The following is a 13,357-nucleotide window of genomic DNA, read 5'->3' on the forward strand; positions in this document are numbered from 1 at the left end:
TCAATAGGAATAATCCGCCTTCCGCTCAATGAAAAATCGTCCATCTTCAACTTGGTCCGCACTACCCATAACTGCACCTATGCTTCTAACCACCCCTGGTAAAAACCACAACTTGATGCTACTACGCATGTTACCCGAAGCATACGTCTGTTTCTCATCCGGGTTCACACCGGTATTTAATCGGATCAGAGCCAGCATTCTGGACATTTTTCGTTCATTGTTGCTATGCATCAGGAGGAACAATCGGAGATGGTCCCTGTACGTCAGTTTGACTTTGATATACTTGGACAACTCCACACTGCCCTCTTTTGCTAGTTTCACCATATCCGCAATGGCGTTTGTAATTCCGTATAAGATCGCCGCCGATAATACCAGCAGTGGGTTCCCAAGCTTGCTGTGCTCAATTAACCCTTCTGCCGTCCGAATAGCCAGCCGCATCCCAAATATCTCCGCATATGCCGCAGCGATGTTACCCGAAGGATTATGAAACCCGTAAACGATATACTCCAGTTCCTGATTCTCCAGTTTGAAAACATCACCAGCATCTCCACCACCTTCAGTCCAAGTAAATAACTGACCAAAATCCATGGAGTTGAAATAGGCTAAAGCATATTCATTCTGAAATAATTCGTCGCCAAGACTGTCCAGCAGACCGGACATCCCGCCAAACAAACTGTCCATCCCCTTCATGGCATCGCCACCAGAGTCATAGGGATCTCCAGCAATCTCTGCCTTTTTGGCTTCCTCACGACTAGCCTCGTTAAAAGAAATGTTAGCGTTGTAATATTCCTCCAACTGTTTGAAAGCGTCCATGGAACCGGAACTTCCATTCTGAATCTGCGACAAGATTCGTTTGACTTCCTTCAATTTCCCTTTGGATTCTTTGTCATTCGCTTTGCGCTGGGCATCCGACCCACGACCACTCTCCAGCTGTTGCTTACTTTGGAGGATGAGATTGGCAGGACCGCTACGTACATAAGTGTCCATATATCGTTCCGTAACCTGACTTGCCTGTCTAACCGCCGGTTTAATCGGAACCCCACTCATGGCCGTGACACTGCGAAGCTGTGTATTCAGTTCCATGTTGTCTCTTCTGACGTTAGAGAAATCCGAATTCTGAGAAACAACCCGTGTCTTCAACTGATCAAATAGGCTGTCTGCCCTCACAAGCTCCGAGGCGAGGGAACGTGTGCTTTTAGCTTCACTGCCTGATCCAGCAGATGCAGGACTCGTCCCAGGCAGATTCGAGTTGCCTACGTTGTCATAGCTCGCATTCTGCGAACGGTTCTCCCCCTCCGCGATCACACGTTTCATTTCCTCATTAATCTTGCGTGCTTCTTCGATTTTGGACTGTGCTTCCTCCAACTTCGTTTGATGGGCCTGTAACGCGGGCTGTATGATCATGCTGATGCCTGTCACCACATTACCAACACCAGTCCGATAACGAGCCAGTTCCAATATGTATTGTTGCTCTCTGAACGGCAGTCCCTCATCCGCCTGTTTCTTGTTCAGATAATCTGCATAACGTGCTGCTGCCTCGGCAGCTGTCTCAGGTGTTTCTTCCAACATTTCTTCATAGATGGCTTGTGAAGGCGGGTCCATGATCAACTTCGGAAGATTCTTCAGTTTTTCCGCGGATTCCGTCTGATTGGCAATGGCTTCATCCAGTAATTCTTCACGTTTGTCATATAACTTCTGTAATTTTTTCAGCAAGTCTACCGTGTGTGCAGCTTCCTTCATCTCGTCTGATATCGGTTTGAACCGATTGATCACTTCAAGGGTAAAATCAACCGGAGCCCGATACTTAATATCCTCCTGAATCTGGCGATTAAATATATCGTATCTGCCCAGTTCACGCTCCATGCTCAGCGAAGTTGTATCCCACTGGATATCCAGAATGGGGAATCCATCTTTTACAGCTGAAGGCTTCACGCTATCATTCAACACTTTAGCCATAATTGCATCCCCACTGCTGTCCCCATACCCGAATAAACCATACTCCCGGAGTGATGTGTCATAGGCTGACATGACGGACCTCATCGCAGCATGAGTCATGCGTTCGGTCTGCACCTTGAATGCCGCTATACGAGCGTAATCAATAAATATTGCTACAAACATATAAACTCCGGCCAATATTAATATTAAAAAAAGGGTTACGGCTCCCGACTCAGCGTCTTTTTTTCTAAACAGCTCCGCCCTCCTCCTTTTCTCACTTTTTGCTTTTGCCAAAATGCTGCACAACCTGTCCGGCTTCTGTTGCTGTACTGGTCGCCGCACCGTCTTTTCCTTTAAACTTGGCTGCGTAATACCGGATTAAATCTACCGTTCGAATGAACTCAACCGGTTCAACAACTGCGGACGATCCTTGAGTGAGGACACGGTTACCTGAATCGAACAAAAAAGAAGGAAGAGGCAAAGAAATTACTTGTTCCAGCTTGGTTGTTACTTTCCGCTGAATCAGAGAATTCTGATACTCAATCGTTCCTTTCATAGCTGAGGGCATATGTTGCACCGCTTGTGCTAATTTCTGTTCCGAGAGATTGCCGCCTTCACCAGCAGGTATAGAAACGCTAACCTGATTATCCACTCCCGCCCAGCCAAACAGCGCTCCAAGCATACGATCGTCCGTCAGTCTCCAGTACAGATTGTCATGTTCTCCAACAACAAATTCACCTGTCATCGCCTGCTTATGGCTGTTGTCCCAGCTATATGCTGCACGTTCGGAAGCTGCATAAGCATGTTGATTCAGGAATGTCTTTTGATACATGTACATGGTAAAGAAGAGCAACAACACAAGAATAAACAGCACGACAGGAAAGATCAGGGAGGCTTCAACGGTGAAGCTCCCTTCTTCCTTTTTGAACTTGTTATTCGAAGAATTCATTACTTTTATTACTCACATTAGTTAACAGTCTTTCTACCAATTTTTTAATTTGGTCTTTAAAAATCAAAGCAATAATGATAATAACCCCGATAATCAGAATCAGCTCCAACGTGCCGAGTCCGTCCTCTTCCTTCCAAAATGCGTTTACCTTGTTCTTCAATACTTCCATCATCCCAATTCCTCCTACATATTCATCATCATAAAAGCAGGTGCCCCGATCATGACCACAATCGTAAAAAAGATCAGTACCATCGGAAACACCAGTTTGGAAGAAGCCTGTTCTCCCTTCGCCCGACTGACAGCCTTACGTTTCTCCCACAACACATGTGACAGATCCCGCAGCGCCAATACAAAGTCACCTCCCCCACGTCGGAAATTCAGCAGCACCGTCGTCGTAAAAATCGTCACTTCCTGTACACCGCAGCGGCGACTGAACTGTTCAAATGATTGTTGAAACGAGTAACCATTATTCCAATCTCCCACCGTCTTTCTGAGTTCGTTGTACAGCGGATGATTCCGTTCCCCCTGGCTTGTCACACAGTGAACGATGGCACGTTGCACGGTCTCCCCTGCGCCAACCAGCAGTACAATTCGGTTCAGAAGCTCAGGCAGTTCCATAAGAATATCCTGGTCTCTTCGCTGCACCTTTGTATTGAGGTCTTTGTAGAGCGCAAAAGGCAACGCTGCACCAAGCGCAAGCCCACCTACCATACCTCCGATGCCCATATCTCCAACCAGTGATAACAGGCAGCCCACCAGCAACATGAGCCATGTATAGGTCAACATTTCAGCGCAATACAGCATCGTTTTCTCTCCACTGTGCTGTATGCCATACATTTTCTGAATGGCATGTTGCATTCGAAACATGAGCACTGGCAATCTGCGTCCAATCTCAAACTTGTCCAATATAAACAGGAAGGGACCATGCAATTTTTTCAGTCGTAATCCTTCCATATCCAGCCTGCGCAGATGCCGGTAGGTCTGCCCCCGGGTTCGATCCAGCACCAGCCATCCCGCTCCGAGCATCCCTGCGACTATAACGGGAAGCAGCATCGTTTCAGCTCCTTATACTTTGATATCCATAATGCGATTAATCCACAGATAACAGCAGGCGAGTACTAGCAATGCACCACTAGAAATGAGGTACCCCATCCCGCTATATAACGGCTCCATAAAGTCCTTGGCGGTCAGATTGAGGAATATCAGAAAAATAAATGGAGCGGCAAACATCACCTTTGATTCGAACTTTTTCTGCGATACCGCGACCATAATATCCTGCTGAATGTCCAGCTTCTCACCAATTACCGCAGAGGTACGACGCACAACTTCAACCAGATCCCCGCCAGTTCGTTTACACGTAATGAACACATCTGCAAAATTCGTAATATCCTCAATCTGAGCCCGATCCGAAAAATCCTGTAGTGCCTCTTCGATTGGTTGTCCATACTCCATCCGTGTCCGCAATATCGTGAACTCACGAATCAGATCGGTATCCGCTTCCGGGTTCAACATTCGCAGATCCTCCACGGATTCCTTGAATCCATTTTCCACCGATTTTCCTGCGGCCAGTGCCGAAGATAATGCATATAACGCTTGCTTAAAATGTAAACTGAGTGTCATTCTTTTTCGTTCCAACAGCACTTTAGTCCAATGTTTTGGTACCCATATGCAACCCGCAGCCAGGATCGCTCCAGCCAACCAGTGATGGTAGAACAGAATTCCGATGCCAAAAAACAGCAGACTACTAATCAGCATACAGACCATTCGTTGTCTCCGGGAAAGCGTATATACGGTGTAATCCGTCAACATCTGTCTGGCTTCACCCAACAGTAATCACCTTCCAATGACTTTAATTCACGTTGTTATATGATGAATCTGATTCAACACTATATTGTTCTATGTATTCATCCAGCCATTTCCCGAGCCCAGCCATCTGAATTTTATCCACCTGATTCAACTTTCCAACCTGTACTAACCCGCCAATAATTTTGCCTTCACGCTCTTCTTGTTCCTGGAAACGAAACAGTGGATTCAGCATAACCTCACCGTCCTGCATGCCAATCACTTCACTAATCTCTGTCACCCGCCGGGAGCGGTCTCGTAGCCGGGACAGATGTACAAAAATATCGATTGCTGAACTAATCTGCTGCCTTACAACCGCAATAGGAAGATCTGCACCACTGAGCACCATCGTTTCGAGTCTACTGATCATGTCCGAGATAGTATTGGCGTGCCCAGTTGATAAGCTTCCATCATGGCCAGTGTTCATGGCCTGTAACATATCCAGCGCTTCTGCGCCCCTCACTTCCCCAATCACAATCCGGTTCGGACGCATCCGTAAGGAAGATTTGATCAGATCCCGAATAGATATCTGTCCCTTGCCTTCGGTGTTTGCATTCCGCGTTTCCAGTGATACCAGATTGGGTACCGTAACAATCTGTAACTCAGCCGAATCCTCAATGGTAATAATCCGCTCATCGGCAGGGATGAACTGTGATAATGCGTTCAGAAAGGTCGTTTTTCCCGATCCGGTCCCACCTCCAATGAAGATGTTGTATTTGCTCCGTACCAACTGCTGCAATAATTCTGCCGCTTCTTCATGCAGGGCTCCCTTTTCAATCAGATCGGACATCTTCATCGGTTCACTGGGAAATTTACGAATCGTCATCGTGGGTCCTTTCAAAGCAATAGGAGGCAACACGATATTGACCCGCGAACCATCCTTTAAACGGGCATCTACGATTGGAGAAGACTCATTCACAATCCGGTTTACCCCGGACACAATCATCTGGATGATATCCTCGAGCCGTTCCCTGGACTCAAATTCAAGGGTGATCTGGCTGACTTCACCTTCCTGCTCCACAAAAATCTCCTTGTGACTATTGATCATAATTTCCGTAATATCGGGATGATCCACAAGTGGCTGCAAAATATCCAATCCACGAAACGAGTCAAACAATCGCTGTACCAGCGTGTGACGCTCTCCTGAGGTCAGATCATCCAGCTTCGGGTCAGTGAGAACTTTGCGTTCTATCCCCTGCCACAGTTCATCATCTCCTGCGGAAGAGGTTAAATCGAGGCCAGCCCTGACTTCCCTGCGCATCATCTGAAACTGTTCTTCACGATCCAGTATCCTATTGGATGAATCCGTCATAGTGCCCACCAATCCTGCTTCTGAATTCGTCCTGTCTGCTTCAATTCTTCTTCACCATCTTGTACCAGCATGGCACATAATCTCTTCACTTCACGTTGGAAGATCGGAGAACTAAGCATGACTTCCTCCTGACTGAGTTGCTTCCAAGAAGGGATATAGGGCAACACTGCATCCAGATGCAGATCAGGGCGTGGAAGTGCATTGACGACATTGTCCCGATATTTGTTAACCACAAAGCGTGAACGCTCGAGCATACTTTCGTACAAATCTGGCTTCGTACGCTCGGCATGCTGTAACCATTGTCCCCATCGATGCATGGCAGATATATCATCCTCGACCAACCAGACAAATGCATCTGCTGCATCCAGAACCCCTTCACTGCGCCCATCCCAACCGGAATCCCCATCCAGAATCAACACGTCATATTGTCCACAATCCGTTAAATAACGAAGCAGATTCGACGTATCCTCACGAGTCATTTGCAACAGTTCTTTCCGATTCGATAATGGCCAGAACACATCGGATTTCAGCGCTTCATGCCGGACCACATATCCATCTACGCCCTTCGATTGTATCTGTAACTGCTTACCGGATTCCTTCCTGCCCACCTTCAGATCGTATAACAGGCGGGACAGTCCCGTCTCCGCATCCGGGTGACGCTGCCCACTTCTAGTTAGTCCCTTTTCCAGAAACGGGAGCGTACTGTCCAGCGTCTCCAGATTCAGATAAAGAACAGCATATCCTGCAAGTCCCAGTTGCTTGGCCATATGGAGGGCCACTGCCGTTTTGCCACTTCCACCCGAAGCGGATACTACACCGATGGAGAGAGTCTCTTGCCCCGGGTGGTGAACCTTCTTACGGCGTGGCTGCCGGCAAGCATGCATCACAGCATCCAGCAAAGCAGGCAAGGGTTGATATTTCATCAGCCGCTTGGCCTCATCTACCTCTTCCATCCCTTCACTAAGCATTAGCCAAGGTACACCTGATACTTCTCCCCCGTTGTTCAGCCAGTCATTCAGAAATTCCTGTTCCGCAATAATCAGATCCGGTAATTCCCGACCCTCTTGCTCATTCATGTGATCCTTGAACGAATCCCATTGGGAGAATGCCGTGAAACGCACATGCAGACCAGACGAATTTCCCTGTACATAATCAAGCCAGGCGCTAATGTAATCTCTATCCTTTGAAACCAGAACAACCTTCAGTACAATCAATTTTTCCTTCCCTCCCTGTCAAAAAGCACAAAAAAGCACCGTCCAATAACCGCATGAATATGCAGTATATGGACGGTGCTTCCGTCACGTGCTATGAATGTATGGATAATATAGCATACAATTTCTGGGGGAGCAAGGGATTTATTCTAACCCTTTTTCTCTTAAGAGTTGTACGGTGAATCGAACTCAATAATGTTACAGTCCGGATCAAGTACAAAAATCTGTGCGAATCCAGCTACACTGTCAGGTCTTGCTTCATACTCAATTCCCTGCTGCTCCAGCCAGGCTATAGTCCCTGAATAACTGGTGACCCAGATCGCAAAGTGGCCGTCTGTAGTATCAATACCAGCTTCGCGTAACGTGTGACCCTCCGGGTGCTGTAACAGATGAAGCTGCTGGCTACCGATGGCATACCATGTACCTGTGGAGCGGAAAGGCGGACGTTCAATCTCCTGCATGCCCAGTAACCCCGAATAGAATTCCTTCGCGATTTCCAGATCACGTACAGCCAGACTAACATGGTGGATGTGTGCATATTCGATCATCTTTTATCTCCCCTCTCTACTTCAATATGACTATACTATAACACCTTGAACCCTGACGATAATCTCCGCTAAACAGAAAAACACCCCTGATTCAATCCGGTAAACCTCTCGGCTCACACAGATCTAGTTCAGAGGTGCCCTGCAAACGGGCATACAAGGATGCTCGCTTACCGCTTTAAATCATCTTCAGCACATTTGGCATAACCAAATTATTTTGCGCTATCCAATGCTTCTTGTGGAATCTTGATCTCTTCCACTTGATCGTGGTTAGAAAATGTACTGTTCATCTTCATGTCCATCGTCATTTTCTGCCCATTCTGTTCCATCTCCATGACCATGGTTACGTCCGTACTTGCAGGCAGGTATGTTTCTTTGTTGATCATGTATTTCATCTTCATGCTGGTGATATTCATCTGATCAAGCATGGCTTGCATCTGGGCATCCGATCCGTTTTGCTCCATCACGGCTTTAGCCAGTTCCTTCACATTATCACCGGAAACGTCAGCGTTAATCACATAATTGTCGCCTTCTTCGGTCACTTCAGTATCTTCTTCGATCTTTTTGAATTGCTCCAATTCACCTTCGGGATTCATGCTTGCTTTCATCTGCTCAATCAGTTCCTTGGTTTGAGCTTCAGGAATCGCAACCCATTGATCCCCAACTTGAGAGTAGATTTTATCCGATGTGATATACTGCTTCACGTTCTGAGCTTCCTGTCCCGACATTTCCATTTTCATCTCTTGATAGATCATCATTGGATCTTTGATAATATCCATCTTGAGCGATGTTTTAACCTGTTGATCCTGGGACTGTTCACCAGCATCCAGTTTCAGATTCTGATCAATGTTTGCTTCAGTTGTGAAGCTTTTCATTTCTTTGGTTGCTGCATTGGTTTTGGTAATCAATTCGTCCAAGGTAGGGATCTTTGTTTCCTGCTCCGCAGGTGTATTACCCTCGTTAGATGTTTCGTTGTTAGTCGCTGGCGGCGTTGCCGTATTATCTGTGTCGTTACTGCATGCTGCCAAGCTTACTGCTAATAATGCCCCGATAAATAATGTAGTCCACTTCTTCAAGTTGTTGTCCTCCCAAAATAGATATGATCTGTAGTCATTACCCAATTATTTCCGTTATTAATCACACTCACAAAAATCGATCTTTGATCTCCGGTGTGGGCAACATACACGCTTCATCCTTGCCAAACCAGCGATAACGGTTGCGAGCAACCCAGTTATAGACTGCATTACGAATAAATTTCGGTATGATGATGAACACATATAACAACGGATAAGGAAACTTCAGACCCTTAGCCAATCGCAGTGCGGCGGTTGAACGTGTATAGTATTTTCCATTTTCAATCAGAACAAAGGTGTCCATACTATCTGTCGACAAATTGCCTTTCTTCAGCAATTCCTTGGCTACATCCGATTGAAGCGATGCAAAATGATATTTTCCTTCCGGGTCACGCTTGATAATCCATTTGGTTAAGCCCTGGCAGAAGTGACAGACACCATCCACCAGTACGATCGGATGTCCCTGATGCACATCTGTTTGATTTGCTGTCATATTGGCTGCCTCCTATTGTTGCGGTTAGAGTAACTTACCCAATCTGGGCCTTCTTGTTCACTAATTCTAAATTTATTTATAGGGAATAAAAGGAAATATAAAGAAAAAGAGCGCAGGCATTGTGCCCACGCTCGTATCTGTCCGACAATTACTCCGTAACTGCCTTTTCCATCCATTGGTCATCGATCATCTGTTGATGCAGGTCACTTGCCCACTGGTCCATACATTTGCAAATGAAATCTTTGCGACATACTGGACAAGGCGTTTTCTGCAGACGGCTGATATTGGTCATCTTCCATTCCGGGGAACGGGTGTAGAATACACGGCATTTTGTACCGTCTACCAAATTCATTTTGAATTCATACAATCCGTCTTCCTTGTTACCATAAGCTAATTCTAAATCTGCAATACGCGGTCTATAAGACATGGATATCACCTGTTTAATTCAAATTTGGTTCATGCAATGACACTACTCAGTACTAAGTTATATTAAAGAAAATTCAGATCAATGTCAACTCGCGCATGTCTACCCGCCAAACAGAATATCCAAAATAGTCCCTACCTGCCCCTGTTTTTTCCCTTTCAAGACATCCGGATCAAATACTTCAACATACCCGCAGGAAGCACAAGCCACGAACAAGTAGTGATTATGCTGTATATCAAACATCTTGCTTAGGCCTGCTCCTGACATGGAAACTTCCTTAATGTTACAATCCGTGCCTCTGCATTTTGTACACACAAATCGCCGCTCGATCATCTCTTCAATACTCATCTTCGTTCCCCCTTTATGGAATGTGTAGCATGAAGTGAGAGTGCAATTATGTAAAATAGTACGCGATCTGGCATCTAATCTCCTGCATCATGTCCTTATATGATAATCAACACAAAACCCTGCCGATTGCCAGCAGGGCTTTGTAGTCGAATATCAGGTATCTGGGATAACCTGCTCTATATGTTCCCTTTACTTACCAGGAGTCAAATCTTAAACTACGTTTAATACAACATCGATGTTGCCGCGTGTTGCTTTGGAATATGGACAGAAATCATGCGCCTTGCGGGCCAGTTCCTCTGCTTGACTGTGATCTACACCAGGCATGCTAACATCCAGACGAACAGACAGCTGGAAACCGTCATCCGCAGGGTCTTTACCAATGGATACGTTACTTGTAACGACCACATCCTCCAATTTCACACCTGCTTTGCGTGCTACATTGGCAAGGGCACTTTCATAACATGCTCCATATCCAGCGGCAAAAAGCTGCTCAGGGTTAGTACCTTCACCACCGGAACCTCCAAGCTCTTTTGGCATTTTCAGATCATGTTTAAGCACGCCATCCGAAGAAGTCACCGAACCTGTACGTCCACCTTTAACTGTCGCTACTGCTGTATATAAAGCTTCCATTAAGAATCTCTCCCTTATCCATATAGTTTTTACTGCCTTCCTTTCAATTTAAACTTCTGGCTCATTTTGAAACGCAATTTTATATCTTTATCAGCTTTTACAACTTTATTATTTTCATGCATTTCAATGCTATGGCTGTATTTTCCCTAAGGTTGGGTAATATACGAAGGGGCATCTTCAAATTAGAACCGAAAATTTTGTGTTAATACATAAAAGTTGCACTAGACAAAAATTATTGAAGGAGTACAATGTAACAATAAACATAAAAATTTAGATATATCATGAGCGGTTTGTCCCGCATCAATATCTCAAAATCAATAATTCAAAGTCAGGTGATTATCGTATGAGTAAAAAAAATCCATTCAACGCTCCTTCAAGAGAATCATTATCTACTGTGGGCATGGCCCCTTCCCTTGGAGAAGCACATAGTTCCATGAAAGTTCCGCAGAATGCTGCATGGTGGAAGAAATTCCTCGCCTTTGTAGGCCCAGGATACCTTGTTGCCGTAGGTTACATGGACCCCGGGAACTGGGCAACAGATATCGCAGGCGGCTCGCAGTTCGGGTATACCTTGTTATCCGTTATCCTGTTATCGAACCTGATGGCCGTTGTCCTTCAGTCGCTGGCTGGCAAGCTCGGCATCGTCACTGGACGGGATCTGGCTCAAGCCTGTCGTGAACGATTCAGCATGCCTGTTGTCATGATGTTATGGATTCTGTGTGAACTCGCCATTGCAGCTACCGACCTGGCTGAGGTCATAGGTTCTGCCATCGCGTTAAAGCTGTTATTTAACATCCCCATGTTATACGGCGTTATCATCACCGCAGTTGATGTACTCCTGATTCTTGTACTGCAAAACAAAGGCTTCCGCGCTCTGGAAACTCTCGTCATTGTGCTGATGGCAACCATAGCCCTCTGCTTCGGTATTGACCTGTTTCTGGCGAAACCGGATATGGGCGGTGTTCTCCATGGTTTTGTACCAAATGTTGAGATTCTGCAAAACCCGGCCATGCTCTATATCGCTATTGGTATTATTGGAGCAACCGTGATGCCGCATAATCTGTACCTGCATTCTTCCATTGTGCAGACCCGACAGATCGAACAGACACCACAGGGCAAAAAAGAAGCCATTCGGTACTCGACCATGGATTCTACAATCGCGTTGACGCTGGCCCTGTTCATCAATGCGGCCATCCTGATTGTATCTGCTGCTGTATTCCACAGTGCTGGTATGACGCAGGTTGCCGAGATCGCAGATGCCTATCATCTGCTGACACCTCTATTGGGTACTACGGTTGCAAGTATTCTGTTCGGTGTGGCGCTGTTAGCATCAGGTCAGAATTCCACCCTTACAGGTACACTCGCTGGGCAGATCGTTATGGAAGGTTTCCTGAACATTCGAATTCCCGCTTGGCTGCGCAGACTGGTCACACGTCTGATCGCCATCATCCCGGCGGTAATTGTGACAGCCATTGCAGGAGAACATGGCACAGAAGAACTGCTCATTTTGAGCCAGGTCGTGCTGTCTCTTCAATTACCTTTTGCTGTAATCCCTTTGGTGATGTTCACGAGTGATAAAAAAAGCATGGGTGCATTCGCCAACAAATTGTGGCTCAAAATCATCTCATGGGTCATTACAGCTGTTATCGTTATGCTAAATGTATATCTGATCATTCAGACGATCCGCTTGTTCTAATCTCTTTCTAATCGACTCAATACTAAAAAGGCTGATCAACTCCGGTATGCAATACCCAAGTTGATCAGCCTTTATTGTTGCAATACAGCAACATGTTTCCTTTTATGGTAAAACTCACACTCCAATAAACAATTCATCTGAATCTAATCCTGATATGGTATCAGTAACGGCAGGAGCTGATCCAATGAATCAACAGTCCAATCCGCACGTTTGTCATCCGATAGTTCTGGCTGGAATCTTCCGTAACCCTGCATAATTCGAATCGTACGCATACCCAGCTTCCGAGCTGGAATGATATCGTTATCAATCCGATCCCCGACCATGACGGCTTCCTCCGGTTCACAGCCGGCCTGTTTCAAGGCCACAGCGTATAGCTCAGGGTCTGGCTTGGACACTCCTTCTTCAGCCGAACATGCCAGAACATCAACATACTTCCGCAAGCCGTAGCTCTCCAGTCTCTCTTCCGTTCCAGGACTCTGATTGGCAATAATGCCAATGCGATAATGCCGTGACAACTGCTGAAGAACAGAATCCGCTGAAGGAAAAGGACGTTCAAGATCTTTTTGAAATTTCAGCTTGTCCTGAATCTGTTTCTGGTGCTTCTCGTCTCCAATGAATGTGCGAATAGCCACTCTCATAGGCCATTGCTCATATTTTCGGTAACAGCTCGCGAACAGTTCGCGTACCGCCTCAATTGTCACCGGATACCCCAAAGCACAAGCTTCGCGGACGAACTGTCCGATAATATCATCAACTGGCTCCCATTCATCCACCAGCGTATCTCCAACATCAAAAAACAACCATTTCAATCCACCTACATCCGGCACGCCAATTCCTCCTTGTAAGCATAAAAAAGAAGACTCACCATCCTGCATGAGTCTCCTCAAACTTCCGTTTAT

General features: G+C 46.0%; 15 protein-coding genes. 1 reads left to right on the forward strand and 14 read right to left on the reverse strand.

What is annotated here, in order from left to right; translation table 11 throughout:
• From ACDJ59_RS18805 to ACDJ59_RS18865, 13 genes are all read right to left on the reverse strand, one after another.
• Positions 1-2,118 carry a hypothetical protein gene (locus tag ACDJ59_RS18805; protein ID WP_413404875.1) on the reverse strand — a complete coding sequence of 706 codons (2,118 nt, stop codon included), beginning with the start codon at positions 2,116-2,118 and terminating at the stop codon, positions 1-3.
• 91 nt (positions 2,119-2,209) lie between these two features.
• On the reverse strand, positions 2,210-2,884 hold the full coding sequence (locus ACDJ59_RS18810; RefSeq protein ID WP_413404877.1) for a TadE/TadG family type IV pilus assembly protein: 675 nt from the start codon (positions 2,882-2,884) through the stop codon (positions 2,210-2,212).
• Positions 2,868-3,056: a Flp1 family type IVb pilin gene (locus ACDJ59_RS18815; RefSeq protein WP_047842034.1), complete on the reverse strand. Its 189-nt coding sequence runs from the start codon at positions 3,054-3,056 to the stop codon at positions 2,868-2,870. Before ACDJ59_RS18815 ends, ACDJ59_RS18810 begins: the two co-directional genes overlap by 17 nt.
• Before the next feature lie 11 nt (positions 3,057-3,067).
• On the reverse strand, positions 3,068-3,937 hold the full coding sequence (locus ACDJ59_RS18820) for a type II secretion system F family protein (RefSeq protein WP_413404879.1): 870 nt from the start codon (positions 3,935-3,937) through the stop codon (positions 3,068-3,070).
• A gap of 12 nt (positions 3,938-3,949) precedes the next feature.
• Positions 3,950-4,693 (reverse strand): type II secretion system F family protein, encoded by a 744-nt coding sequence (locus ACDJ59_RS18825; RefSeq protein ID WP_413404881.1) that lies wholly within the window; start codon positions 4,691-4,693, stop codon positions 3,950-3,952.
• Positions 4,694-4,733: 40 nt separating this feature from the next.
• Positions 4,734-6,038 carry a CpaF family protein gene (locus tag ACDJ59_RS18830; RefSeq protein ID WP_413404883.1) on the reverse strand — a complete coding sequence of 435 codons (1,305 nt, stop codon included), beginning with the start codon at positions 6,036-6,038 and terminating at the stop codon, positions 4,734-4,736.
• On the reverse strand, positions 6,035-7,252 hold the full coding sequence (locus ACDJ59_RS18835; protein WP_413404885.1) for a ParA family protein: 1,218 nt from the start codon (positions 7,250-7,252) through the stop codon (positions 6,035-6,037). The genes ACDJ59_RS18830 and ACDJ59_RS18835 overlap by 4 nt, the downstream gene beginning before the upstream one ends.
• Positions 7,253-7,413: 161 nt before the next feature.
• Positions 7,414-7,797: a VOC family protein gene (locus tag ACDJ59_RS18840; protein ID WP_413404887.1), complete on the reverse strand. Its 384-nt coding sequence runs from the start codon at positions 7,795-7,797 to the stop codon at positions 7,414-7,416.
• A 209-nt stretch (positions 7,798-8,006) separates the two neighbouring features.
• Positions 8,007-8,870: a DUF6612 family protein gene (locus tag ACDJ59_RS18845; RefSeq protein ID WP_074093995.1), complete on the reverse strand. Its 864-nt coding sequence runs from the start codon at positions 8,868-8,870 to the stop codon at positions 8,007-8,009.
• Between the two features lie 67 nt (positions 8,871-8,937).
• The gene (locus tag ACDJ59_RS18850; RefSeq protein WP_339189090.1) at positions 8,938-9,360 is read right to left on the reverse strand and encodes a thiol-disulfide oxidoreductase DCC family protein; all 423 of its coding nucleotides are present in this window, start codon (positions 9,358-9,360) and stop codon (positions 8,938-8,940) included.
• Between the two features lie 148 nt (positions 9,361-9,508).
• Complete coding sequence (locus ACDJ59_RS18855) at positions 9,509-9,787, reverse strand: hypothetical protein (RefSeq protein ID WP_036610814.1); 279 nt, start codon at positions 9,785-9,787, stop codon at positions 9,509-9,511.
• A 99-nt stretch (positions 9,788-9,886) separates the two neighbouring features.
• The gene (locus ACDJ59_RS18860) at positions 9,887-10,132 is read right to left on the reverse strand and encodes a zinc ribbon domain-containing protein (protein WP_036610816.1); all 246 of its coding nucleotides are present in this window, start codon (positions 10,130-10,132) and stop codon (positions 9,887-9,889) included.
• 210 nt (positions 10,133-10,342) lie between these two features.
• Positions 10,343-10,762: an organic hydroperoxide resistance protein gene (locus ACDJ59_RS18865; RefSeq protein WP_036610819.1), complete on the reverse strand. Its 420-nt coding sequence runs from the start codon at positions 10,760-10,762 to the stop codon at positions 10,343-10,345.
• A 400-nt stretch (positions 10,763-11,162) separates the two neighbouring features.
• On the opposite strand from ACDJ59_RS18865, the gene ACDJ59_RS18870 reads away from it, so the two are divergent.
• Positions 11,163-12,458 carry an Nramp family divalent metal transporter gene (locus ACDJ59_RS18870; RefSeq protein WP_215076599.1) on the forward strand — a complete coding sequence of 432 codons (1,296 nt, stop codon included), beginning with the start codon at positions 11,163-11,165 and terminating at the stop codon, positions 12,456-12,458.
• 143 nt (positions 12,459-12,601) lie between these two features.
• Here ACDJ59_RS18870 and ACDJ59_RS18875 read toward each other — a convergent pair whose 3' ends face one another.
• A complete protein-coding gene (locus ACDJ59_RS18875; protein ID WP_413404891.1) occupies positions 12,602-13,285 on the reverse strand; it encodes an HAD family hydrolase in 684 nt (227 codons plus the stop codon).
• Positions 13,286-13,357: the final 72 nt, after the last annotated feature.

The sequence above is a fragment of the Paenibacillus amylolyticus genome (assembly GCF_047302515.1).
Taxonomy (GTDB): domain Bacteria; phylum Bacillota; class Bacilli; order Paenibacillales; family Paenibacillaceae; genus Paenibacillus; species Paenibacillus amylolyticus_G.

Excerpts from the sequence above, each read along its gene's own strand:
- ACDJ59_RS18805 (WP_413404875.1), bottom strand. The coding sequence starts at position 2,118 with ATGTTTGTAGCAATATTTATTGATTACGCTCGTATAGCGGCATTCAAG.
- ACDJ59_RS18810 (WP_413404877.1), bottom strand. The coding sequence starts at position 2,884 with ATGAATTCTTCGAATAACAAGTTCAAAAAGGAAGAAGGGAGCTTCACC.
- ACDJ59_RS18815 (WP_047842034.1), bottom strand. The coding sequence starts at position 3,056 with ATGATGGAAGTATTGAAGAACAAGGTAAACGCATTTTGGAAGGAAGAG.
- ACDJ59_RS18820 (WP_413404879.1), bottom strand. The coding sequence starts at position 3,937 with ATGCTGCTTCCCGTTATAGTCGCAGGGATGCTCGGAGCGGGATGGCTG.
- ACDJ59_RS18825 (WP_413404881.1), bottom strand. The coding sequence starts at position 4,693 with ATGTTGACGGATTACACCGTATATACGCTTTCCCGGAGACAACGAATG.
- ACDJ59_RS18830 (WP_413404883.1), bottom strand. The coding sequence starts at position 6,038 with ATGACGGATTCATCCAATAGGATACTGGATCGTGAAGAACAGTTTCAG.
- ACDJ59_RS18840 (WP_413404887.1), bottom strand. The coding sequence starts at position 7,797 with ATGATCGAATATGCACACATCCACCATGTTAGTCTGGCTGTACGTGAT.
- ACDJ59_RS18850 (WP_339189090.1), bottom strand. The coding sequence starts at position 9,360 with ATGACAGCAAATCAAACAGATGTGCATCAGGGACATCCGATCGTACTG.
- ACDJ59_RS18855 (WP_036610814.1), bottom strand. The coding sequence starts at position 9,787 with ATGTCTTATAGACCGCGTATTGCAGATTTAGAATTAGCTTATGGTAAC.
- ACDJ59_RS18860 (WP_036610816.1), bottom strand. The coding sequence starts at position 10,132 with ATGAGTATTGAAGAGATGATCGAGCGGCGATTTGTGTGTACAAAATGC.
- ACDJ59_RS18865 (WP_036610819.1), bottom strand. The coding sequence starts at position 10,762 with ATGGAAGCTTTATATACAGCAGTAGCGACAGTTAAAGGTGGACGTACA.
- ACDJ59_RS18870 (WP_215076599.1), top strand. The coding sequence starts at position 11,163 with ATGGCCCCTTCCCTTGGAGAAGCACATAGTTCCATGAAAGTTCCGCAG.